At 46.7% G+C, this 21660-nt stretch carries 20 protein-coding genes; 15 read left to right on the top strand and 5 right to left on the bottom strand.

The genetic code is table 11. The features are described 5' to 3' along the window. The 7 genes from BUR42_RS13760 (at position 1) to BUR42_RS13730 (ending at position 8202) form a co-directional block, all read left to right on the top strand. Positions 1-1464, top strand: a complete 1464-nt coding sequence (locus BUR42_RS13760) for an alpha-L-fucosidase (protein WP_074239781.1) — start codon at positions 1-3, stop codon at positions 1462-1464. Positions 1465-1608: 144 nt separating this feature from the next. Continuing rightward, positions 1609-3222: a sodium/sugar symporter gene (locus tag BUR42_RS13755; protein WP_074239780.1), complete on the top strand. Its 1614-nt coding sequence runs from the start codon at positions 1609-1611 to the stop codon at positions 3220-3222. A 5-nt stretch (positions 3223-3227) separates the two neighbouring features. Further along, positions 3228-4715, top strand: a complete 1488-nt coding sequence (locus BUR42_RS13750) for a xylulokinase (protein WP_074239779.1) — start codon at positions 3228-3230, stop codon at positions 4713-4715. Between the two features lie 13 nt (positions 4716-4728). Further along, positions 4729-6057 carry a xylose isomerase gene (xylA, locus tag BUR42_RS13745; protein WP_074240595.1) on the top strand — a complete coding sequence of 443 codons (1329 nt, stop codon included), beginning with the start codon at positions 4729-4731 and terminating at the stop codon, positions 6055-6057. 3 nt (positions 6058-6060) lie between these two features. Beyond that, positions 6061-6993, top strand: coding sequence for an aldose 1-epimerase (locus tag BUR42_RS13740; RefSeq protein WP_074239778.1), 933 nt, complete (start codon positions 6061-6063; stop codon positions 6991-6993). 114 nt (positions 6994-7107) lie between these two features. Continuing rightward, on the top strand, positions 7108-7293 hold the full coding sequence (locus BUR42_RS13735) for a CsbD family protein (RefSeq protein WP_074239777.1): 186 nt from the start codon (positions 7108-7110) through the stop codon (positions 7291-7293). Between the two features lie 132 nt (positions 7294-7425). Continuing rightward, positions 7426-8202 (top strand): carboxypeptidase-like regulatory domain-containing protein, encoded by a 777-nt coding sequence (locus BUR42_RS13730; protein ID WP_074239776.1) that lies wholly within the window; start codon positions 7426-7428, stop codon positions 8200-8202. Positions 8203-8264: 62 nt separating this feature from the next. Here BUR42_RS13730 and BUR42_RS13725 read toward each other — a convergent pair whose 3' ends face one another. Both BUR42_RS13725 and BUR42_RS13720 read right to left on the bottom strand, forming a co-directional pair. Continuing rightward, positions 8265-9287, bottom strand: a complete 1023-nt coding sequence (locus BUR42_RS13725) for a S1C family serine protease (RefSeq protein WP_159442269.1) — start codon at positions 9285-9287, stop codon at positions 8265-8267. 72 nt (positions 9288-9359) lie between these two features. Next, entirely contained in the window at positions 9360-9926 is a 567-nt protein-coding gene (locus tag BUR42_RS13720; RefSeq protein ID WP_074239774.1) for an RNA polymerase sigma factor, read from the bottom strand. A gap of 136 nt (positions 9927-10062) precedes the next feature. Between BUR42_RS13720 and BUR42_RS13715 the strand changes: the two genes are divergently transcribed. The 8 genes from BUR42_RS13715 (at position 10063) to BUR42_RS13680 (ending at position 18185) form a co-directional block, all read left to right on the top strand. Further along, the gene (locus BUR42_RS13715; protein WP_074239773.1) at positions 10063-10275 is read left to right on the top strand and encodes a hypothetical protein; all 213 of its coding nucleotides are present in this window, start codon (positions 10063-10065) and stop codon (positions 10273-10275) included. Positions 10276-10858: 583 nt separating this feature from the next. After that, positions 10859-11686: a prephenate dehydratase gene (locus BUR42_RS13710; protein WP_074239772.1), complete on the top strand. Its 828-nt coding sequence runs from the start codon at positions 10859-10861 to the stop codon at positions 11684-11686. A gap of 16 nt (positions 11687-11702) precedes the next feature. Then, positions 11703-12887: a pyridoxal phosphate-dependent aminotransferase gene (locus BUR42_RS13705; RefSeq protein WP_074239771.1), complete on the top strand. Its 1185-nt coding sequence runs from the start codon at positions 11703-11705 to the stop codon at positions 12885-12887. Beyond that, positions 12884-13726, top strand: a complete 843-nt coding sequence (locus BUR42_RS13700) for a prephenate dehydrogenase (RefSeq protein WP_074239770.1) — start codon at positions 12884-12886, stop codon at positions 13724-13726. Before BUR42_RS13705 ends, BUR42_RS13700 begins: the two co-directional genes overlap by 4 nt. Before the next feature lie 36 nt (positions 13727-13762). Further along, the gene (locus BUR42_RS13695; RefSeq protein WP_074239769.1) at positions 13763-14848 is read left to right on the top strand and encodes a chorismate mutase; all 1086 of its coding nucleotides are present in this window, start codon (positions 13763-13765) and stop codon (positions 14846-14848) included. Between the two features lie 19 nt (positions 14849-14867). Beyond that, positions 14868-15893, top strand: a complete 1026-nt coding sequence (gene aroB, locus BUR42_RS13690) for a 3-dehydroquinate synthase (protein WP_074239768.1) — start codon at positions 14868-14870, stop codon at positions 15891-15893. A gap of 11 nt (positions 15894-15904) precedes the next feature. Then, on the top strand, positions 15905-17179 hold the full coding sequence (gene aroA, locus BUR42_RS13685) for a 3-phosphoshikimate 1-carboxyvinyltransferase (protein WP_074239767.1): 1275 nt from the start codon (positions 15905-15907) through the stop codon (positions 17177-17179). A 10-nt stretch (positions 17180-17189) separates the two neighbouring features. Then, on the top strand, positions 17190-18185 hold the full coding sequence (locus tag BUR42_RS13680) for a chorismate synthase (RefSeq protein ID WP_074239766.1): 996 nt from the start codon (positions 17190-17192) through the stop codon (positions 18183-18185). A 42-nt stretch (positions 18186-18227) separates the two neighbouring features. Here BUR42_RS13680 and BUR42_RS13675 read toward each other — a convergent pair whose 3' ends face one another. From BUR42_RS13675 to BUR42_RS13665, 3 genes are read right to left on the bottom strand one after another with little or no spacing between them, the layout of a single operon-like run. Next, positions 18228-18962 carry a BamJ family beta-barrel-assembly machinery protein gene (locus BUR42_RS13675; protein ID WP_074239765.1) on the bottom strand — a complete coding sequence of 245 codons (735 nt, stop codon included), beginning with the start codon at positions 18960-18962 and terminating at the stop codon, positions 18228-18230. A gap of 39 nt (positions 18963-19001) precedes the next feature. Further along, positions 19002-19706, bottom strand: a complete 705-nt coding sequence (locus BUR42_RS13670; protein WP_074239764.1) for a hypothetical protein — start codon at positions 19704-19706, stop codon at positions 19002-19004. 33 nt (positions 19707-19739) lie between these two features. Beyond that, positions 19740-21635 (bottom strand): CocE/NonD family hydrolase, encoded by a 1896-nt coding sequence (locus BUR42_RS13665; protein ID WP_074239763.1) that lies wholly within the window; start codon positions 21633-21635, stop codon positions 19740-19742. Positions 21636-21660: the final 25 nt, after the last annotated feature.

The raw sequence follows: 21660 nt of genomic DNA, 5'->3' as shown, positions 1-21660 counted from the left end.
ATGAAGTATTTAAAGTTTCTTTTCTGGCTCTTGCTGCCATTCACCATCAAAGCCCAGTATAAACCTACCTGGGAGTCGCTGGACAGCAGGCCTGTTCCTGCATGGTTCGAGAATGCTAAATTCGGCATCTTTATTCACTGGGGAGTATATTCCGTTCCTGCCTGGTCCCCCAAGGGCACTTACTCAGAATGGTACCAGTACTGGCTGCAAACCAAACAGGTGTACGGCAACAACAACCCGAAACCCACTGCCGTATTTGATCATCACAATAAAGTGTACGGAGAGAACTTTTCTTACTACCAGTTTGCCGACCTCTTCAAAGCAGAAGATTATGATCCGGATGCATGGGCTAAGCTCTTTGAAAGGTCGGGCGCCAAATACATCGTACTCACTTCCAAACACCATGATGGTTTTGCATTATGGCCCAGCAGGGAAGCCAGCAAAGCTTTCGGTAAACCCTGGAATGCCATGGAATCCGGTGCTAAAAGAGATTTGCTGGGAGACCTCACCGCAGCGGTTAAAAAGACCAGTGTGAAGATGGGCTTCTACTATTCCCTCTACGAATGGTTCAATCCCCTATACAAGAACAAACAATATAAACAGTATGTGAATGAACATATGATCCCGCAACTGAAAGACCTCGTGAACCGTTACGAACCGGATATCATCTGGCCCGATGGGGAATGGGAACAATCTGATACTTTATGGCAGTCCCGCGAATTCCTCACCTGGTTGTATAATGAATCACCCGTGAAAGATAAGATCGCAGTGAACGACCGCTGGGGGAAAGGCATCCGCAAAAAACACGGCGGTTACTATACTACGGAATATGAAGTTGGCGCCACCTTCAACCGCCCATGGGAAGAATGCCGTGGCATGGGATTTTCGTTCGGCTATAACCGTAATGAAGACATTGAAGATTACAACAGCGCGCAATCCCTAGTGTACCTGTTGCTGGATATCGTAAGCAGTGGTGGTAACCTCCTGCTGGACATCGGGCCCGATGCACAAGGTAAGATCCCGCCGATTATGCAGGAACGCCTGTTACAGATCGGTAAATGGCTGGATGTGAATGGAGAGGCGATCTATAATACCCGGAGTTGTAAAACTACGGTACAATGGTCCACAGGCCGCCGCGACTGGAAACCCGCAGCAGGTATGGTAAGCGGAGAAGCCATGCTGAAACAGACTGTAAACCCTGATCCCGGTTTTGCTGTAAAAGAGATCTTCTTTACCCGCAACGGTAATACCCTGTATGCCGTTACCCCACAGCTTCCGGAGGGAAAATTCCTGATCAGGGTGCTAAACACTTCTGCTAAAACTACCGTTCAAATGCTGGGTCTTAAAAAGCCACTGGCCTTTAAGAAGGTGAAAGAGGGGATAGAAGTGACCGTACCAAAGCTTTCTGTAAAAGAAGTTCCCTGCGAATATGCGTGGACATTTAAAGTAACAGAGGTTATATAGTTGATAATGAATGTATTAAGGTGTTCCGGGGAAGAAATGTACCCGGAACACTTTTTATATCTGTACTAGTAAAATACTTCAAATAGTTTGTTATCTTGACGCGCTATTTTCATTCACCACGTTAACACGTTTCACTGAGCTACAATGAAAAATGAATCATTATTCTTCTGGGACAAAATTGTGTTCCTCTTTTATTTTCTGATCGTTGCCGGATATGGTTATTATATCTATCGTAGAAAAAAGAAAGCAACCACAGATACAAAGGACTTTTTCCTTGCAGAAGGATCTCTCACGTGGTGGGCTATCGGCGCTTCACTGATCGCATCCAACATCTCTGCTGAACAGTTCATCGGTATGTCCGGTTCCGGTTTTAAAATGGGACTGGCAATTTCCACTTATGAATGGATGGCAGCGGCTACGCTGATGGTAGTGGCTATTTTCTTCCTGCCCATCTATCTCAAGAACAAGATCTTTACCATGCCGCAATTCCTGCTGCAGCGGTATGATAGTCGCGTAAGTACAGTGATGGCCGTATTCTGGCTCCTGTTGTATGTGTTTGTAAACCTCACTTCTATCCTGTACCTGGGAGCCTTAGCTATTCAGACCATTTCAGGATATGAGTTCTCCACCGTGATCGTCGGGCTTTCCATCTTTGCTATTTTCATTACGCTGGGTGGCATGAAGGTGATTGGCTATACAGATGTATTGCAGGTGTTCTTCCTGGTACTGGGTGGTTTGGCTACAACCTATCTTGCACTGAACCTTGTGTCCGATCATTTCGGCGGACAAGGCATGATGGAAGGATTGGGCCTGTTACGCCAGAAAGCACCGGAGCATTTCCACATGATCTTTGACAGTTCAAGCGAACATTATAAAGACCTTCCCGGTATCGCCGTACTCATTGGTGGTATGTGGATCGTGAACCTCAACTACTGGGGCTGTAACCAATACATCACACAACGTGCATTGGGTGCAGATCTGAAAACTGCACGTAACGGTCTGCTCTTTGCAGGTTTCCTGAAGTTGCTGATGCCCGTGATTGTAGTATTGCCAGGTATTGCTGCTTACGTATTGTATAAGAACGGTGTATTCCAGAAGGAAATGCTGGATACTGCAGGTAACGTAAAGCCGGACCATGCATACCCCGTGTTACTGAACCTGCTGCCGGAAGGATTGAAAGGATTGTCTTTCGCAGCACTCACTGCAGCGATCGTGGCATCCCTCGCCGGAAAGGCAAACAGTATCGCTACCATCTTCACCCTTGATATCTACAAACACTTCTTCAATAAAGAAGCTTCTGAAAAAGAACAGGTGAAAGTGGGCCGCATTGCTATCATCGTGGCCATCATCATTGGTGCCTTGGTGGCGCCTGCATTGAAGAGCCTGGACCAGGGCTTCCAATACATCCAGGAATATACCGGCTTTATCTCTCCGGGTGTATTTGCCATCTTCATCCTCGGTTTCTTCTGGAAACGTACCACTGCAAACGCTGCACTGGTAGGCGCTGCATTGGCTATTCCTTTATCCGTTGCGCTGAAATATTTTATCCCTGAACTGCCCTTCATCAACCGTATGGGCTGGGTGTTTGTGATCATCGTAGCCATAATGGTGCTGGTGAGCCTTCTGGATCCGAAAAGCAAAAACAATCCTAAAGGCCTTGAGGTGGATGCTTCCATGTTCAAACTCAACACCGGATTTACAGTGGGGGCTATCCTGATCTGTGGTATCCTGGCAGCATTGTACACTATATTCTGGTAAAAACTATGTACTTAATCGGCTATGATATAGGATCGTCTTCCATCAAAGCAGCATTACTCGATGCCGCTACAGGTAAGTGTTTGGCCACGGCCACCGGTTCTGCTGAAGAACTGGTGATCCAGGTTCCCCGTTCAGGATGGGCAGAGCAGGACCCTGAAATGTGGTGGCAGGAAGTGATCAAAGCAACACATGCATTACAACAATTACATCCCTTCGATCCCGCAGCCGTAAATGCCATCGGTATTGCCTACCAGATGCATGGATTGGTTTGCGTGGATAAAGAACAACAGGTATTACGGCCTGCTATCATCTGGTGCGACAGCCGTGCTGTGCAGATAGGAGATGAGGCTGCAATCGCATTGGGCGAGGCTTATACGTTACCGCATTTGCTCAATTCCCCCGGGAATTTTACCGCATCCAAATTACGCTGGGTGCAGCAGAATGAACCGGAGAAATACAAACGCATTCAGCACATTATGCTGCCCGGTGATTTTATTGCCATGCGCTTAACAGGTGATGCGGCCACTACTTTGTCCGGCTTATCCGAAGGGATCTTCTACGACTTTGCAGATCAGCAGGTATCCGCTTCGTTACTCAACTATTATAATATAGACAGGGAATTACTCGCCCCGGTTGTTCCTACTTTCGGAGAGCAGGGCCGTGTAACAGAAAAGGCGGCGCAGTTGTTAGGATTGAAAGCAGGTATCCCTGTTACCTACAGGGCCGGCGATCAACCCAATAATGCATTTTCCCTCAATGTGCTGCAACCAGGCGAAGCAGCTACCACAGCAGGTACATCAGGAGTGGTATATGCCGTGCACGACCAGGTGGCTTATGATGCGCAAAGCAGGGTGAACACATTTATCCATGTAAACCAAACTGCGAAAGAGATCAGGAATGGCGTACTGATGTGCCTCAACGGAACCGGTATCTTAAACAGCTGGTTGCGTTCTATCACAGGTGGTTTGGATTATAACAAGATGAATGAACTGGCTGCGCAGGCGCCTATCGGTTCTGAAGGACTGCAGATCTTTCCTTTCGGAAACGGTGCGGAACGTATTCTCGCTAACCGGCAACCCGGTGCAAGGATGGAAGGGCTGGCATTTGGTGTGCATCATCAGCAGCATCTGCTGAGAGCAGGCCAGGAAGGCATTGTGTTTGCTTTAACCTATGGCGTGGATATCATGCGCGAAATGGGATTGAAGATCAACCGCGTGCGTGCCGGTAAAGCCAATATGTTCCTCAGTCCTTTATTCCGCGAAGCCTTTGCCAACACTGCCGGTGTTAGCATAGAACTATATAATACGGATGGCGCATTAGGTGCGGCACGTGCTGCCGGTGTAGGCTCCGGTTACTATAGCAATATGAAAGATGCCTTTATTGGTATGGAATGCCTTGCCACTATTGAACCGGAAAAAGGCCCGCAACAAGCATATGCAGCCGCCTATAACCAATGGAAAAAGCGGCTGGATCAAATCTTACTTGAATACTAAAAAAACATTGAACATGAATATCATTACAGGAACTAAAACTTATTTCCCTTCCGTTGGAAAGATCCAGTTTGAGGGCGTAAAATCAGATAATCCATTTGCCTACAAATGGTACGATAGTAAGAGAGTGATCAACGGAAAGTCAATGGAAGAATTATTCCGCTTTGCCGTTAGTTACTGGCATACCTTCTGCGGAACAGGCGGAGATCCCTTCGGCCCCGGTACAAAAGCTTTCCCCTGGTTAACAGCTAAAGACCCTGTACAACAGGCTAAAGATAAAATGGACGCAGCATTTGAGTTCATTACCAAACTGGGTGTGCCTTATTACTGCTTCCATGATATAGACCTGGTAGATGAAGGTGATAGCCTGGCGCAATATGAAAGCCATATGCAGCAGATCGTGGAATATGCGAAAGAAAAACAAAAAGTCAGCGGTGTGAAATTGCTCTGGGGGACTGCCAATGTATTCAGCAATCCGCGTTATATGAATGGTGCTTCCACCAATCCTGATTTTGCCGTAGTGGCACATGCCGGTACGCAGGTGAAAAATGCGCTGGATGCTACCATCGCATTAGGTGGTGAGAACTATGTTTTCTGGGGAGGCCGCGAAGGTTATATGACCCTGTTGAACACCAATATGAAACGTGAGCTGGACCACCTGGCCCGTTTCCTTACGATGGCAAAAGATTATGCACGCAAGCAGGGTTTCAAAGGTACTTTCTTCATAGAGCCTAAACCATGTGAACCCACCAAACACCAATATGATTACGATAGTGCTACTGTGATCGGCTTCCTCCGTGAATACGGTCTGGATAAAGATTTCAAACTGAATATCGAAGTGAATCACGCTACCCTGGCAGGTCATACTTTCCAGCATGAGTTACAGGTAGCAGCAGATGCTGGTATGCTGGGCAGCATAGATGCTAACCGCGGCGATTACCAAAACGGATGGGATACAGATCAGTTCCCCATGAACCTGAACGAGCTGGTGGAAACCATGCTGGTGATCCTGGAAGCAGGCGGATTTGCAGGGGGCGGTGTAAACTTCGATGCTAAAGCACGCAGGAACTCTACAGACCTGGAAGATATCTTCCATGCACATATCGGCGGTATGGATGCATTTGCCCGTGCTGCTATTATCGGCGAAAGGATCCTGCATGAATCTCCTTATAAGAAATTCCGTACAGATCGTTATGCATCTTTTGATAATGGTCAGGGTAAAGCGTTTGAAGAAGGCAAACTACAACTGGAAGACCTGAGAAGTTTCGCATTGGCAAATGGTGAACCGAAGCAGACCAGTGGCAGACAGGAGTGGCTCGAAAACATCATCAATCAGTATATATAAAGCATGAGTTTTAGTACAGCACGCCTCCAGCAGAACGGTTTTTACATTATTGAGTTAAAAAGCGATGCTGGTACCAGCGTACAGATCATCCCTTCCTATGGCGCGCTTTTGCATGCATTTGAATTCATGCACAAAGGGCAGAAGACCAACCTTATCGACAGTTACAGGAACAGCGATGAAATGAAGGCGCAGGTAGCCGGTAGTTTCAAAAGCGTGAAACTAAGTCCGTTTGCCTGCCGCATTAAAGATGCGCAATACAGCTGGGAACAGAAAGATTACACCGTCAGCAAATCACCTATTCACGGTTTGCTGTACGACCAGGTCTTTGAAATCATAACGGAAGAAGCTACCCCGGAGTATGCAAGTGTTTCACTGCAGCACAAATACAAAGGTACCGATCCCGGTTACCCCTTTGCATATACCTGCGATGTACAGTATCGCCTGCTCAGTGGCAATGCTTTGGAAGTGACCACTACCATCACCAATGACCATACGGCGCCCATCCCGATGATGGATGGCTGGCATCCGTATTTTTCTACCGGCACGCCTGTGGATCAGCTGGAATTGCAATTCCATTCCAAAGAGATCGTGGAATTCAACGAACAATTGATCCCCACCGGCAAAGTATTGCCTTATACAGCATTTAGCCAGGCAAAAAGTATGGAGGGCATAAGCCTGGATAATTCTTTCGTGCTGGATTTCGGGCAACCGTCACCGTTATGCACCCTGCATGATCCCCTGAAAGGTATCAGTATCGAATTCTATCCGGAAAAGAGTTATCCCATCCTGCAGATCTATACGCCGCCGCATCGTAAAAGCATTGCGGTGGAAAATCTTACAGGTGCTCCAAATGCCTTTAATAATGGCATCGGTCTTGTTACCATTCCCGCCGGGCAATCTGCCTGTTTTACCACTACTACTAAGATAAAAGCATAGCCGGAGCGGCAGGGGATTTTCTCCTGCCGCCACCATGGCCCATCTGTCTCATTTGGCACAAACTTTGAATTTCATTAGCTGTCCCTTTATTATTTAACTTTAAATCATTGCGATATGGACATCCTAATGATCAAGGATAGGTGGAATGAGATCAAACAGAAACTGAAAAATATGTTTGCTGACCTTTCTGACACAGACCTGTTCTATGAGCAAGGCAAAGATGACCGGCTCATCGGCCAGATCCAGATCAAACTGGGTAAATCTCGGGATGAGGTGATCAATCTCATCCGTTCCTTGTAAAAATGAAGCCGGTACCGGAGACAGGAAGCCCTGCCTCCGGATATCGGTATTTTTTTAGGATACATTTAACAGCGTACGGCATAATTACGGGGGAATACTTAACTATTTTGGTGCATAATTGTTAATAGTTATATGAAATCCTGTAGACTGTTCCTCGTCCCGATAGTAGCCTGCCTCATAGCAGGAGGTTTTGCTGGCAAAGCCCTCGCGCAATCTGAAACACCCGTACTGGTGCGCGGCCAGATCACTGATCCGATAAAAAAAACGGTTTTATACCCGGCCACCGTTCGTAATAAGAATACGAACGCAAAAGCCTTTTCTGACAATGGCGGATATTACCGCATCAGTGCCAGTAAAGGGGATGTTATTATTGTATCCTTTATTGGTTATGTATCCGATAGTTTTACGGTAACCAATTATGCAGGTACGCAGGTGAATGATGTACGCATGCGCGAGCAGGAGCGTTTTCTGCCAAGTGTGGAAGTATCCGGGAAATGGAGTCCTTACCAGCTGGACTCTCTGGCCCGTGCTGAAGAATTCAGGCCTTTCCTGGAAACTGAGAACCGCAGCCTGGTAGATAAATCCAAAAGAGGCCCCGGACAGGGAGGATTTGGTGTCGTTTTTAGCCCCTTCTCCCGGTATTCCCAAAAGGAGAAAGATCTCCGCAAATTCAAGAAACTGTACGATGAATATAACAGGCAATCCTATGTGGATTACCGTTATTCCAAAGCCTTTGTGACCAAAGTAACGGGCCTGGTGGGAGATTCCCTGCTGCAGTTCATCTACAAATACACTCCTTCGCACGACCTGTTACGGACCATGACCAATGAAACATTGATCTACTGGACAGCGGAGCGGGCCAAATTATGGAGAAGGGATCCAAAGGCTACTTTAAAGGAAGATCAATAGGATAAAAAAAGGAAGAGCCGGATCACTCCAGCTCTTCCTTCTATTTTTCATTTCTAATTCGCTTAGTTATACACCTTCACCATATACACAAACTCTTCCAGTTTTTTCAACTGCTCTACACGGTTGAGGCCGTTCAGCTGATTCCCTTTCAGATCTTTACGGGAGAACCGCTCTTTCGGTAATTCATCCAGTAAACGTTTCAGGTGACCTGATTTAACTGCAAAGGCAATACCGTCTGACGTAGATTGTTTACCTGTAATGATACCGATCACTTCTCCATTATTATCCAACAGGGGAGCACCGCTGTTGCCCGGATTTACCTGGATAGATACCTGGTAGGCCAGGGTATCTCCGTTAAAACCGGTTTGTGCGCTGATATATCCCTTTCCGTAAACGATCTCGTCCCGTGGGAAACCCATGGTGAATACTTCTTCCCCGGGGCGGATAGGTTGTTGTTTCAGGGAGTAAGGTAAAGAAGGTGAACGGAAGCCGGAATCAGCAATACGGAGAACGGCCAGATCGCTGGATACATCTTCGAATACGCTGACAGCTTTGAATGCTTCGCCTTTATTATTCTGTATATAAATGGAGTCCGCTCCGGCAATTACATGATAATTGGTAACCATATAGCCGTTCCGGGAGATGGCAAAGCAGGTGCCGCCATAAGTACCCGGGTTAAGAGGAGCCTTCTTAATAATATTGATATCGCGGTTGAGGGCATTCTGGGAACGCTGGATATTGTTCAATACCCTTCTTACATCTTCATACTGGGCAGTAGAGGAGTTCTTGGCGGCTTTTTGCATAACAGCAATAGTACCAAGGGAAGTGAGGAGGGCAATGCAGGCTGCGGCAGCCAGGTTGAGCCAGGTGCGCTTGCTGCGCATTTTAACAACAGGTGTTGCCGGCTGTGCAACCGGAATGGCAGGCATTTGGGCGTGAATAGCTTCCATCTTACGAAGGAGGGCTTTCCGCTGGCCATTGGCCCTGAACTGTTGTAACAGCAGTTGATGTTCGGTCACCTGCCGGTCTATATTGGAATCGCTACGACGGAGGACGTCGAACGCCTCCCTTTCGGGGGTGCTCATTTCGCCATCCAGATAGCGCTCTATTTCTTGTATGAGATGTATATCGTTCATCACAGTAGCCCCTGGGGCCTTTTATTTATTTTGAGCAAAGAATAATTTCTTCAGGCGCATCAGGCATTTATATTTCTGGTTTTTGGCATTTTCCGCATTGGTATAACCGAAGCGGTCCGCAATTTCCAGCATGCTCTTACGATGGATGTAATAATCTTCGAGGATGGTTTTGCAAGGTTCCCCTATCTTTTCCATAGATGCTTCCATCTTGCTAAAAAGGAGGTCTTTCTCTTCCTGCGCTTCCAGGGTCTCCTCTGCGGGAGTAGTTTCTTCCAATTCCTCATAAATAGGCCCGTTTAAAGCGTTTCCCTGTAACTTTTTGAGCCATAAGCGGCGGCAAACAGCATACAGGAAAGTTTTTAAGCGGGAAGAAAGGATGAAATTCCCCTCCTGCACCTTTTCATATAACACAATCATCGCTTCCTGGAAGATATCCTTGGCGTCGTCCTCTGATCCGTTATTCTGCAAGATCATTTTAGCTACCATGGGGAAATTATCTAAATAGATGGTTTCCAGCGACTTGTCGTCATTCATGGCGAGCCCTTGCAGCAATTCCTGATCCCGTTCTATGTTCAAAAGATTATTCACTTATTAATACGATTAACGACCTTTTAGTAACCCAAAGTACCGAAAAAATATTTTTTTAAAGAACGGGTTACCTTTTATCTCTTTCCGGTATAAACTGTAAATCTCATTTCAAAAAAACCTTAAAAAAACACTAGTCATGAAAAAAATCGGTTTCTTAGCTCTCGCTCTGGGTCTGTTCGTAGCTGCTTGTAACAACGCTGGCACTGAAAACAAAGGTGATTCTGCTTCTTTAGATAGCGCTATCAACGCAGTACCTCCAGTAGATTCTTCTGCTGCTCAAACTATTGATTCAGCTGCTCAAGTAATTGACTCTGCTGCTCAAAAGATTGATTCTGCTGTTAAACACTAATTATCGGCAAGCAATATAAAGGATATTAATCCGGTCCCGCACCATAAAGTGCGGGACTTTTTTATTTTAAACACATCTTATAAATACTTGCTATAGCAGGGAAAAAGCCCTTTTACTATTCGGATAAGATCATTTTAAGAAGGTTTTTAGATAATTTCCATGGAAAACACTGAATTATTAGACAGTATGTATATTTTACGCTCCCTGTTTGAGAAATTGAAATCCTGAATTACTTTTGTACAATCAAACAAGCAAATAAACAGCAATGCAACAACGCACCTTCGGTTACTTTTATGGTTTTTACTTTTTCTGGTACCAGGAATAGGAGGTTCGTTTGCTAGTAACGCTAAAAAATATAAACTAACAAAAGGGCCTCCTGCTAAAGGAGGCCTTTCTTTTTACAATGAAACCTGATAAACGATCGATTATATGTCACAAAAGAGCTTTAGCCTGTATTTCTTTTACTTTTTCTTTTACGGAGAAGAAGCAGGGCCTCTTTTGTAATAACAGTTTATCATAAACGTACAAATAAAGGGGCCCTGCTCAGGGGGCCCCTTTTTTATTCAAATACGAACACAATTTTATGCACATAGCTATTCAGGGTTTTGAAGGAAGTTTTCACCAGGTTGCCGCAAGGAATTATTTCGGTAAACAGATCTCTATTGAAGCTTGCAGCTCCTTTTCCGAACTGGTACGGAAAGTGAAGCAGGGAAACGTGGTGGACGCAGGGCTGATGGCCATTGAAAATTCCATCGCCGGCAGCATCCTTCCCAATTACAGCCTGCTGAAGAACTCCGGCCTCCATATAGTAGGAGAGGTATACCTGCAGATCAATCAGCACCTGATGGTTTTGCCCGGCCAAACGATCGATGACGTGAAAGAAGTACATTCGCATCCGATGGCTTTGCTGCAATGCACGGACTTCCTGGAAAAATACCCCCACATTAAACTGGTGGAAACAGAAGATACCGCGCTGAGCGCAAAACATGTACGCCAGAAGAAACTGAAGGCTACCGCCGCTATTGCAGGTAAACTGGCTGCTGAGATCTTTGAGCTGGATATCATTGCACCAAATATCCATACGGCTAAGAATAACTATACCCGCTTCCTGGCCATTTCAAAAGATGGGGTAGAAGCACCTGCGGATGCAAACAAATCTTCCGTATATTTCCAAACTTCTCACGAGCGGGGAAGTCTTGCAAAGGTGCTGGCAAGAGTAGCGGCTGAAGGTATCAATCTGAGCAAGATCCAGAGTTTTCCTATACCGGCTAAAGAGTGGAATTATTATTTTCATGCAGACATGGAATTTGATTCACTGGAACACTTTAACCAGGCGCTCAAAGAGATCACACCGCTCACAGAACACCTCAAGGTGTTGGGCATTTACAAAAAAGGTAACACGCACGCCTAGATATAATTAAAAATCAATGCAACCATCCGTAGCTAAAAGATTGCAACACACCGAGGAATACTACTTTTCACGGAAGCTCCGCGAGATCGATGAGATGAATAAAGCGGGGGCCAACGTGATCAACCTTGGTATCGGAAGTCCTGATCTTCCGCCGCATCCGTCTGTGGTAGCCGCTCTGAATGAGCATGCCGCTAAACCTAACACGCATGCTTACCAGGGATATAAAGGTATCCCGGCATTAAGGCAGGCCATGGCTAACTGGTACGGCAGGTTCTACAACGTTCCCCTCAACCCGGATACTGAGGTATTACCACTGATCGGTTCCAAAGAAGGTATCATGCATATCTGTATGACCTTTCTGCAGGAAGGAGATGAAGCCCTGATCCCAGATCCCGGATATCCCACCTACCGTTCCGCAGTTCAATTGAGTGGCGCTACGCCGGTTACCTATGCTTTGGAAGATAAGAATAACTGGCAGCCGGACCTCGCAGCACTGGAAGCACGGGACCTCAGTAAAGTGAAACTGATGTGGGTGAACTACCCGCACATGCCTACCGGCGCAGAAGCCAGGGAAGGTACTTTCACTGCATTGGTAGCTTTTGCAAAAAAACATAACATCCTGCTTTGCCACGATAATCCATACAGCTTCATCCTGAACGATAAACCCGCCAGCCTCATGGCTACACCGGGTGCCATGGATGTAGCACTGGAACTGAACTCCCTCAGCAAAAGCGGCAATATGGCCGGTTGGCGTATAGGCATGCTGGTGGGGAAGGCGGAGATCCTGAATGAAGTATTGCGCTTTAAAAGCAATATGGACTCCGGTATGTTCCAGCCTGTACAGATGGCTGCTGTGGCCGCATTGGAATTAGGCCCTGAATGGTATGCTGATTTAAATACCATCTATAGCGGCCGCCGCAAAAAGGTATTTGAACTGCTGAACCTCCTGGGGGCCAGCTTCGATCCTGCACAGGTAGGTATGTTCGTATGGGCAAAGATCCCTGCCGGTTACAAAGATGGTTTTGCCGTAAGTGATGAAGTACTGCAGAAAGCACATGTATTCATTACCCCCGGCGGTATCTTCGGCGCTAACGGCAATGGCTATATAAGAGTAAGCCTCTGCAGGGATGAACAGGTATTTGCCGAAGCCATTGAACGTGTAAAACAAACTATACGGGAACCCCAAACTGCTAAAATATGATCGCAACTATAATAGGTGTTGGTTTAATAGGCGGGTCTTTGGCGTTGAGCTTAAAAGAGAAAGGCATAGCTAACTGGATCATTGGCGTGGATTTTAATGAAGCGAACCTGAAAAGGGCGCAGGAATTAAAGATCATAGATGAAGCTTCGGATATAGAAGACGCGATGAACCGCAGCCAGCTCATCATCCTGGCCATCCCCGTGGATGCTATGCTGAAAGCACTGCCTTCCATCCTCGATAAAATAAACAAAACCCATGTGATCATGGATGTGGGTTCTACGAAACAGCAAATATTGCAGCTCGTTTCCGGTCATCCGCACAGAGGCCGTTTTGTGGCAGCCCACCCGATGGCGGGTACGGAATACTCTGGTCCGGATGCTGCCATACCCAACCTCTTTGCGCAAAAGACCATGGTGCTCTGCGATGTGAAGAACAGCGATGAGGATGCGGTGGAACTGATAGAAACAGTGGTAGACCAGCTGAACATGCGCATCGTATACATGAATGCGGAAGAGCATGACCTGCATACGGCATATGTATCCCACATCTCGCACATCACTTCTTTCGCACTGGCATTAACGGTGTTGAAAAAGGAAAAAGAGCAGGGACGCATCTTTGAACTGGCAAGCGGTGGTTTTGAATCCACTGTGCGGCTGGCAAAAAGCTCCCCGGATATGTGGGTGCCCATCTTCAAACACAACCGCCACAATGTGCTGGACGTTCTGGAAGAACATATCAAACAACTGGAACAGATGAAGCAGTTGCTGCAGGACGAGGATTATGATACGTTCTACAAGCTGATCCAGAAGAGTAATAAAATAAGGAAGATATTAAAATAGACACGCAAATTTTCAACTTAACACATCACAAATAAAATGGAACAGATCTTAGCAAAAACGAAATTCGCTGACCCGGCTTCAGACAAGAAGCCGCTGATCATCTCAGGTCCCTGCTCTGCAGAAACTGAAGAGCAGGTATTAGCCACTGCACTGGCGCTTGCTAAAACCGGTAAAGTGGATGTACTCCGCGCCGGCATATGGAAACCACGTACCCGCCCGGGTTCTTTCGAAGGTATCGGACCTAAAGGTTTGCCCTGGTTGCAAAAAGCAAAAGAACTCACCGGTATGCCTACTACCGTTGAAGTGGCTACCGCTAAACAAGTGGAAGATGCCCTGCACTTTGGTGTAGATATCCTGTGGATCGGGGCACGTACAACCGTGAATCCTTTCTCCGTACAGGATGTGGCAGATGCACTGAGAGGCGTTAAAATTCCTGTATTGATCAAGAACCCGATCAACCCTGATCTGGAACTCTGGATCGGAGCAGTAGAACGTATCCAGAAAGCTGGTATTGAAAAAGTGGGTCTTATCCACCGCGGTTTCTCCAGCTATGGTAATACAGACTACCGTAATGCACCTATGTGGCACCTGGCTATTGAACTGAAACGCCGTCATCCTGAATTACCGATGATCTGCGATCCTAGCCATATCAGCGGCCGCCGCGATATCCTGCAGGCTGTTTCCCAGGAAGCGATCGACCTTGATTACGATGGTCTGATGGTGGAAACTCACGTAGATCCTGATAACGCATGGAGCGATGCCAAACAACAGATCACACCCGAGAAATTCGGTGAACTGCTGGATAATATTACCTGGAGACACGAACGTACTGATCATAAAGATTTCAACACCGCACTGGAAAAACTGCGTAACCAGATCAATGGCATCGACGATGAGATCCTGTTGCTGCTGGGCCGCCGTATGAACATTGCTGAGAACATCGGTCAGTATAAGAAAGATAACAACATCACTATCCTGCAAACTAACCGCTGGAACGAAATCCTGGACCGCGCTATCAGGGCAGGAGAGAAGCTGGGCCTCACCAAAGATTTCGTATTGAAATACTTTGATGCAGTTCACCTGGAATCTATCAATCGCCAGAATAAAGTGATGAACGACTAAGCCCCATTTTTCCGGATATATGACAACGCAAACACACCAGTTCCAACACGCAACAACGAAGTATTACCTCGGCGAAAGCCTGGCGAACCTCGGCAATTATGTGAATAAAGACCGCACCATCCTTTTGCTGGATGAGAATGTGGACCAACAATATGCAGATGTGCTACCCGGCTGGAAAAAGCTGGTAGTACCGGATGGAGAAGAGCACAAGAACATGGAGGTGCTGGAACAGATCATCGACGGGCTGATTGAACTGGAAGCAGACCGTAAAACAATGCTTGTTGGCATTGGTGGTGGTATGCTCACGGATATGACGGGCTTTGTGGCCAGCATATATATGCGCGGACTCCCTTTTGGTTTTATACCATCCACATTACTGGCCCAGGTAGATGCGTCTATCGGTGGCAAGAATGGAGTGAGCCACGGTATGCATAAGAATATGCTGGGTACGATCCGCCAGCCGGAGTTCATTCTTTTTGATTACAGCCTGCCCCTTACCATGCCGGAAACGGAGTGGTGCAACGGGTTTGCTGAGATCATCAAGTATGCCTGTATCTATGATGCAGAACTCTTCTCTTACCTGGAAGCAAACAAGGATAAAGCCCTTGCGCAGGATGTAAGTGTATTACAATTCCTGGTGGAACGTTCGGTGGAGATTAAAACGAAGTTTGTACTGGAAGATGAGTTTGAAAGTGGTGTTCGCCGCTGGTTGAATTTTGGTCATACACTCGGGCATGCCGTGGAGAAGCTGGAGAGCATTGCACACGGGCAGGCGGTGGCCATCGGAATGGTAGCAGCTGCTAAGATCTCCGAAAAAATAAACAAGCTGCCATCCGAACAAACCAACCGACTGATCCGTTTGATCAATGATTACCGTTTACCGGTGACCATGACTTCAAATAAAGAAGAGGTGTTCAACATCTTCAAGCTGGATAAAAAGCGCGAGAAGGACCATATTCATTTTGTACTGCTCAACGAGATCGGTAAAGCCACCACGCAACCGATCCTGTTAGATGAGCTGAAACAAATTTTACAAGAACTGTAGATCCATAAAGAATGAAAGTCATTATATCACCTGCTGCTATCAATGGTGTGGTTACAGCCAATCCATCCAAGAGTGCCATGCAACGTGCAGTTGCGGCAGCACTCCTGGCAAAAGGTACCACCATGATCCACAATCCGGGTTTAAGCAATGACTGCCTGGCAGCATTGGAAGTGGCAGAGAACCTGGGTGCCATGGTAAAGCGGCTCGATGATGGTATTCAGATCACCAGTAAAGGCGTACAACCTTTTTATGATGAGATCAACTGCGGAGAGTCCGGTTTGGGCATCCGTATGTTCACTCCCATCGCTGCATTGTCTGAACAGCCTATCACTATAGAAGGGCATGGAAGCCTTGTTACAAGGCCTATGCATTTCTTTGAAGAAGTACTGCCGCAACTGGGTGTTGAGATCAAAAGCCGCGATGGTAAGTTGCCGCTGAAGATCAAAGGCCCGCTGCAGGCAAAGGATATCACCATAGATGGTTCCCTTTCTTCCCAATTCCTCACCGGTTTACTCATGGCCTTTGGCTCAGTAGCGGATAAGGCGGCTATCACGGTGAAAGACCTGAAAAGCAAACCTTACATCGCGCTGACCTTACAGATCATGGAACACTTTGGTGTGAAGGTGCGCCAGGATAATTTCCAAGTATTTCATTTCGATAAGAAACAGGAATACCGTGCAAAGGAATATACCGTGGAAGGTGACTGGAGCGGTGCAGCCTTTTTACTTGTAGCTGCGGCTGTAGCCGGTAAAGCAGAAGTGCATCACCTCAACACACAATCTGCCCAGTCAGATAAGGCCATTATGGAAGCACTGGAAAAAGCCGGCGCGGAAATATTGCCGGGTGTGTTCACCATGATCGTAGTGAAGAACGCACTGAAAGCTTTTGAAATGGATGCAACGGACTGCCCCGATCTGTTCCCGCCGCTGGTAGCACTTGCAGCCAATTGCAAAGGGATCACAAAGATCAAAGGTGTGAGCCGCCTTGCCCATAAAGAAAGTGACCGTGGCCTTACCCTGCAGCAGGAATTTGCAAAGATGGGCATTAAGATAGACCTGCAGGGAGATGAAATGTTTGTGCATGGTGGTACCGGTATCAAAGGTAATGTGACAGTATCTTCCCATAACGATCACCGTATTGCCATGGCCTGCGCAGTTGCTGCGTTAACAGCAGACGGCGCTATCACCATCGAAAATGCGGAAGCGATCAATAAATCCTATCCGGAATTCTATGAGCACCTGGAAACACTGGGTGGTATAGTGGAAAGAGAAGAGTTGAAAGTATAAAATAACGTTCATGAACAGTTTTGGTAGAATATTCAGGGTAAATGTTTTTGGCGAATCGCATGGGGAAAGTGTGGGGGTGAATATCGATGGGATACCTGCCGGTATTCCCTTGAAACAGGAAGATTTCCTGTATGACCTGGGCCGCCGTAAGGCAGGTGCAAAAGGTACTACTCCCCGCAAAGAAGATGATCTGCCATTCCTGAAATCAGGCGTGTTCAATGATCATACCACCGGTGCGCCGATCACCATTTTATTCGAGAACAACAACACCCGCAGTGCTGATTATGCCAAACTGCGCGAGTTTCCAAGGCCGGGCCATGCAGACTTTGTGGCTACACAAAAGTTTGGTGGTTTCGAGGATTACCGCGGTGGTGGTCACTTTAGCGGCCGCCTCACCCTTAACCTGGTGGCAGCCGGCGTGATCGCAAAAAAGATACTGGGCGATAAGATACAGGTGAACGCTACTTTGAAAGAAGTAGGTGGTTTTGCCGATGCAGAAGAAGGATTGGCTGCTGCTATTGCAGCAAAAGATTCTGTGGGTGGTATCGTGGAATGTACGGTAGATGGATTGCCCATAGGATTAGGAGAACCTTTCTTTGATTCCGTGGAATCTAATATCGCACATGCTGCATTTGCTATTCCCGCTATTAAAGGGATTGAATTCGGTGCCGGTTTTGCTGCCGCTAAAATGAAGGGGCTTGAGCACAACGATCCTATTATTGATGCGAGCGGTAAAACAGCTACCAATCATGCAGGAGGTGTTGTAGGCGGTATCACTAATGGAAACCAGCTGGTGTTCCGTGTAGCCGTGAAACCTACTTCAAGCACACCAAAAGATCAGCAGACACTCAATATCGCCAGCGGGGAAGTGGAAACATTTTCCGTAAAAGGCCGCCATGATCTCTGCATCGCACTCCGTGTACCGGTGGTACTGGAAGCTATCACAGCGATGGTGCTGGCAGATTTTATGATGTTGGAAGCACGAATACCAAGAGTTAACAAGTAAATAAAAAAAGGTAAAGCATCCGCTTTACCTTTTTTTATGCGTTTACTGTGCAGGAGTAGCAGGAGGTGTTGCCGGCTCTATGCCAATTAATTCTACATCAAATATCAATGCACTGCCTGGTGTGATCAGCGCACCCGCCTGGCGATCGCCATAGGCAAGATCAGAAGGGATGAATAATTTCCATTTGGAACCTGTGTTCATTAACTGAAGCGCTTCTGTCCAACCTTTAATTACACCACTCACGCCGAGTACTAATGGCTCACCGCGGTCAACAGAACTATCAAAAGTTTTGCCGTCTATCAGCGTACCATGATAATGTACTTTCACTCTATCTGTCAGAACAGGTTTAGGGCCTGTTCCTGCTGTGATCACCTGGTATTGTAAACCGCTGGGTAAGGTTACTATCCCTGGTTTGGTTTTATTCTGCGCCAGGAATTTTTCTCCTACCGCTTTATTTTTAGCAGCTTTTTCCGCTTTTACTTTCTGGATATGCCTGCTGACAGCTAATGTTCCCTCATCTGCAGAAAGCACCGGTTTTTTGCCGGCATATTGATCCTGGATGGCGGTAAAGAGCAGTTTCAGGTTAAGGCTGTCCAGTCCCTGACCTTTCAGCATTTGTGCAAGGTCGTTCCCGATAGCATAACTAACGGAGTCCAGCGGTGTTTTTAAAGCAGAAACCGGCGCCTTCACATTGACAGGTTTCTTTTTCTGACTATAGGCAGTTTGCAGGGCCAGTACGCTCAAAGCGGCGATAAACAGGCATTTTCTTATTATCATATTAACAGTTATGTATATTTAGAACTGCAATATAATACATTATTCAATCCTGCTCCATATTTCGCTGATAGGATCTCCTTTAGAGCTTTTTCCGCTATGGTGCCACTGTTTGCCGGTTACTTTACCATCGAAGGACAGGCTCATGCCTACACGGCTGTTATCCCGGGAAAAGAAGGCGATGGTTTCTGTGTATTTGCCATTCTCAAAAGTGTAGGTACCACCACCGGTGCCAAAGAATTCTTTGGTTTCTGTATTGATGGCTGCCCACTGGAAGCGGTTGCCGGAAAGGATCTTCAGTGTTTTACGGGGGCCGGGACGCATGGGTTCAATAGTGCCGTTGTTTTCCCTGCCGGTAATACGCCAGGTACCACTCAGGGCTGCTTTACCTTCATCCAGGCGCTGCCATTTAACGCTTTTGCCATTGCAGGTAACAGTCAGTAGATCTTTAGCCAGTATGTAGGAGCAGGTGTTTTTAGTGCCCACATTGCTTTTATCTGCTGTGTTGAATTCAATGGTTTCCTGCAGGGATTGCCCATCTGCAGAGAACTGACCGCCCAGGGTACTGATAAATTGTTTGCCGGCATGATCGTAAGCTGTTTGCATGAAATAGCCATCCTCAATGATCCGGACAGTTTGTGGTTCACTGCCGCCGGGCATAAGCTGCCATGCTCCTGTTAGTTGATCCTGGGCAAAGGACAGGTGTGCAGTCAGCAATAGCAGTATTGCAGATAATAGTTGTTTCATAATGCGTATTTTTTAACGTGGTGAATGGTATCGCTATTTTTTAATGACCGGCAATATGATCTTCGACGGCCGTTTATTACTGTGATAAATAGTAATGTCCGATTTGATAAAATCCTTGTCCTCAGCACGATAAATATCGGTGAATTGTTGCGGATTCCTGTCAACTAAAGGGAACCAGGAACTTTGTATCTGTATCATCAGCCGGTGACCTTTTTGGAAAGTATGTGCCACGTCTGGTAAGGTGAACTTAACGGTAGTGGGCTCATTGGGTTTAAAAGGAACCGGGGTTTCAAGGCTGTTACGGAATTTACCGCGCATTACTTCTCCACGCACAAGCATTTGGTAACCGCCCATTGGATAGGTTGAAGATACATATCTTGCGTGAGTTGTGGAAGCCGGAGCATCACCATAACTGAAATTATCCGGGAAAACATCTATCACTTTCACCACAAAATCTGCATCCGTAGTGTTGATGCTTACCAGCAGATCTGCTACAACAGGGCCTCCCAATGTGAGGTCTGCTGTTAAAGTATCTGTCTGGAATACGAGCACATCCGGCCTTCTGGCAGCAAAACGCTGATCATCATCCATATAGCTGATCGTTCTGTTGAAATGCACATCTTCCGTGTAAGGAACCGGTTTGGAAGGATCACTTGTATAAGTGCTGGAACTTTCAGTCACGGCAGGCAGGCTGAAACCAAGCCCTCCTTTAGCTTGCAGATAGATAGGTGTCATCTGCATTTCTGCCGGCGGCCAGGCTGGTAATTCTCTCCAGTTGTTTTCTCCTGTGAAGAATATGGTGGCTTCTTTGATATTCGGTGCTTCGGTCTTTCCCTTAAGGTAATGATCAAAGAATGGTGTTTCGATATTTTCCTGGTACCATGCGGAGGTGTTGCTGCCAAAGCGCACGTTCCCCATATAACTGCCATCATTGGCAGACCATTGGCCATGATACCACGGACCCATTACTACCCGGTTATTGGTGTTCTTGCTTTGTGTTTCAATAGCCCTGTAAGTGTTCCATGCACCGAACAGGTCCTCCGCATCAAAAGTACCGCCTACTATCAGCATGGCTGGCTTTACATCTTTCAAAAAGTTGCGCACGTTACGGGCTTTCCAGAAGGCATCGTAAGTGGGATGTGCATACAGGTCCTTCCAGAATTTAATGCTGTCTCCCATCATTTTGGCAATGTTCTTTAAGGAACCTGCTTCGAGATAAAATTTGTAATTATCGTGCGTAGGATAGGGAAATTCCGTAGGCCCAACAGTTGTCGGCTTCGGCCGTGGTTTTCCAAAGCCGGAATAAAATGAGAATGCATCGTTCAGGAAGAAGGCACCGTTGTGATGGAAATCATCTCCTGCAAACCAATCAGTAACAGGTGCCTGCGGGCTTACGGCCTTCAACGCGGTATGCCCGCTGAGAGATGCCATGGTGGAATAGAACCCCGGGTAAGAAATACCGAACACACCCACATTACCATTATTGTTTTCGATGTTCTTCACCAGCCAGTCGATGGTATCATAAGTATCGCTGGCTTCATCAATATCTTTATTTGTTTTCTTATTGGGATTGAACGGGCGCACATCCACAAATTCTCCTTCACTCATCCAGCGGCCACGTACATCCTGTATAACGATGATATAACCTTCACGGAAATAATGATTGTGATAACGGAGGTAAAAGGGTGGAAAGTTTTGTTCTCCATAAGGTGCGCAGGAATACGGTGTGCGGCTCATAAGGATAGGATGTTTTTCAGCACCGCTTTTGGGCATGAAAACAGCCGTGAATAGTTTCACGCCGTCGCGCATGGGAATGGTTACTTCCTTCTTTACATAATTTTGCCTGATCCATAGGGAATCTTCATTCACCTGTGCCGCAGCAGTGAAATAAAGGAAGAGGGTTAATAGCAGGATAGATGTTGTTCTCATTGTGCAGGTAAGTTTTTCGCACCTT

It is taken from the genome of Chitinophaga niabensis, from assembly GCF_900129465.1.
In the GTDB taxonomy this organism is placed as follows: Bacteria; Bacteroidota; Bacteroidia; order Chitinophagales; family Chitinophagaceae; genus Chitinophaga; species Chitinophaga niabensis.
This window is presented reverse-complemented; position numbering and strand designations above follow the sequence as displayed.

What these genes read in the sequence shown, in the direction of transcription:
- BUR42_RS13710 (WP_074239772.1), top strand. Translation starts at nt 10,859, where the DNA reads ATGCACATAGCTATTCAGGGTTTTGAAGGAAGTTTTCACCAGGTTGCC.
- aroB (WP_074239768.1), top strand. Translation starts at nt 14,868, where the DNA reads ATGACAACGCAAACACACCAGTTCCAACACGCAACAACGAAGTATTAC.
- BUR42_RS13695 (WP_074239769.1), top strand. Translation starts at nt 13,763, where the DNA reads ATGGAACAGATCTTAGCAAAAACGAAATTCGCTGACCCGGCTTCAGAC.
- BUR42_RS13705 (WP_074239771.1), top strand. Translation starts at nt 11,703, where the DNA reads ATGCAACCATCCGTAGCTAAAAGATTGCAACACACCGAGGAATACTAC.
- BUR42_RS13670 (WP_074239764.1), bottom strand. Translation starts at nt 19,706, where the DNA reads ATGAAACAACTATTATCTGCAATACTGCTATTGCTGACTGCACACCTG.
- BUR42_RS13755 (WP_074239780.1), top strand. Translation starts at nt 1,609, where the DNA reads ATGAAAAATGAATCATTATTCTTCTGGGACAAAATTGTGTTCCTCTTT.
- xylA (WP_074240595.1), top strand. Translation starts at nt 4,729, where the DNA reads ATGAATATCATTACAGGAACTAAAACTTATTTCCCTTCCGTTGGAAAG.
- BUR42_RS13735 (WP_074239777.1), top strand. Translation starts at nt 7,108, where the DNA reads ATGGACATCCTAATGATCAAGGATAGGTGGAATGAGATCAAACAGAAA.
- BUR42_RS13700 (WP_074239770.1), top strand. Translation starts at nt 12,884, where the DNA reads ATGATCGCAACTATAATAGGTGTTGGTTTAATAGGCGGGTCTTTGGCG.
- BUR42_RS13715 (WP_074239773.1), top strand. Translation starts at nt 10,063, where the DNA reads ATGAAAAAAATCGGTTTCTTAGCTCTCGCTCTGGGTCTGTTCGTAGCT.
- BUR42_RS13665 (WP_074239763.1), bottom strand. Translation starts at nt 21,635, where the DNA reads ATGAGAACAACATCTATCCTGCTATTAACCCTCTTCCTTTATTTCACT.
- BUR42_RS13740 (WP_074239778.1), top strand. Translation starts at nt 6,061, where the DNA reads ATGAGTTTTAGTACAGCACGCCTCCAGCAGAACGGTTTTTACATTATT.
- BUR42_RS13760 (WP_074239781.1), top strand. Translation starts at nt 1, where the DNA reads ATGAAGTATTTAAAGTTTCTTTTCTGGCTCTTGCTGCCATTCACCATC.
- aroA (WP_074239767.1), top strand. Translation starts at nt 15,905, where the DNA reads ATGAAAGTCATTATATCACCTGCTGCTATCAATGGTGTGGTTACAGCC.
- BUR42_RS13680 (WP_074239766.1), top strand. Translation starts at nt 17,190, where the DNA reads ATGAACAGTTTTGGTAGAATATTCAGGGTAAATGTTTTTGGCGAATCG.
- BUR42_RS13725 (WP_159442269.1), bottom strand. Translation starts at nt 9,287, where the DNA reads ATGAGCACCCCCGAAAGGGAGGCGTTCGACGTCCTCCGTCGTAGCGAT.
- BUR42_RS13675 (WP_074239765.1), bottom strand. Translation starts at nt 18,962, where the DNA reads ATGATAATAAGAAAATGCCTGTTTATCGCCGCTTTGAGCGTACTGGCC.
- BUR42_RS13730 (WP_074239776.1), top strand. Translation starts at nt 7,426, where the DNA reads ATGAAATCCTGTAGACTGTTCCTCGTCCCGATAGTAGCCTGCCTCATA.
- BUR42_RS13750 (WP_074239779.1), top strand. Translation starts at nt 3,228, where the DNA reads ATGTACTTAATCGGCTATGATATAGGATCGTCTTCCATCAAAGCAGCA.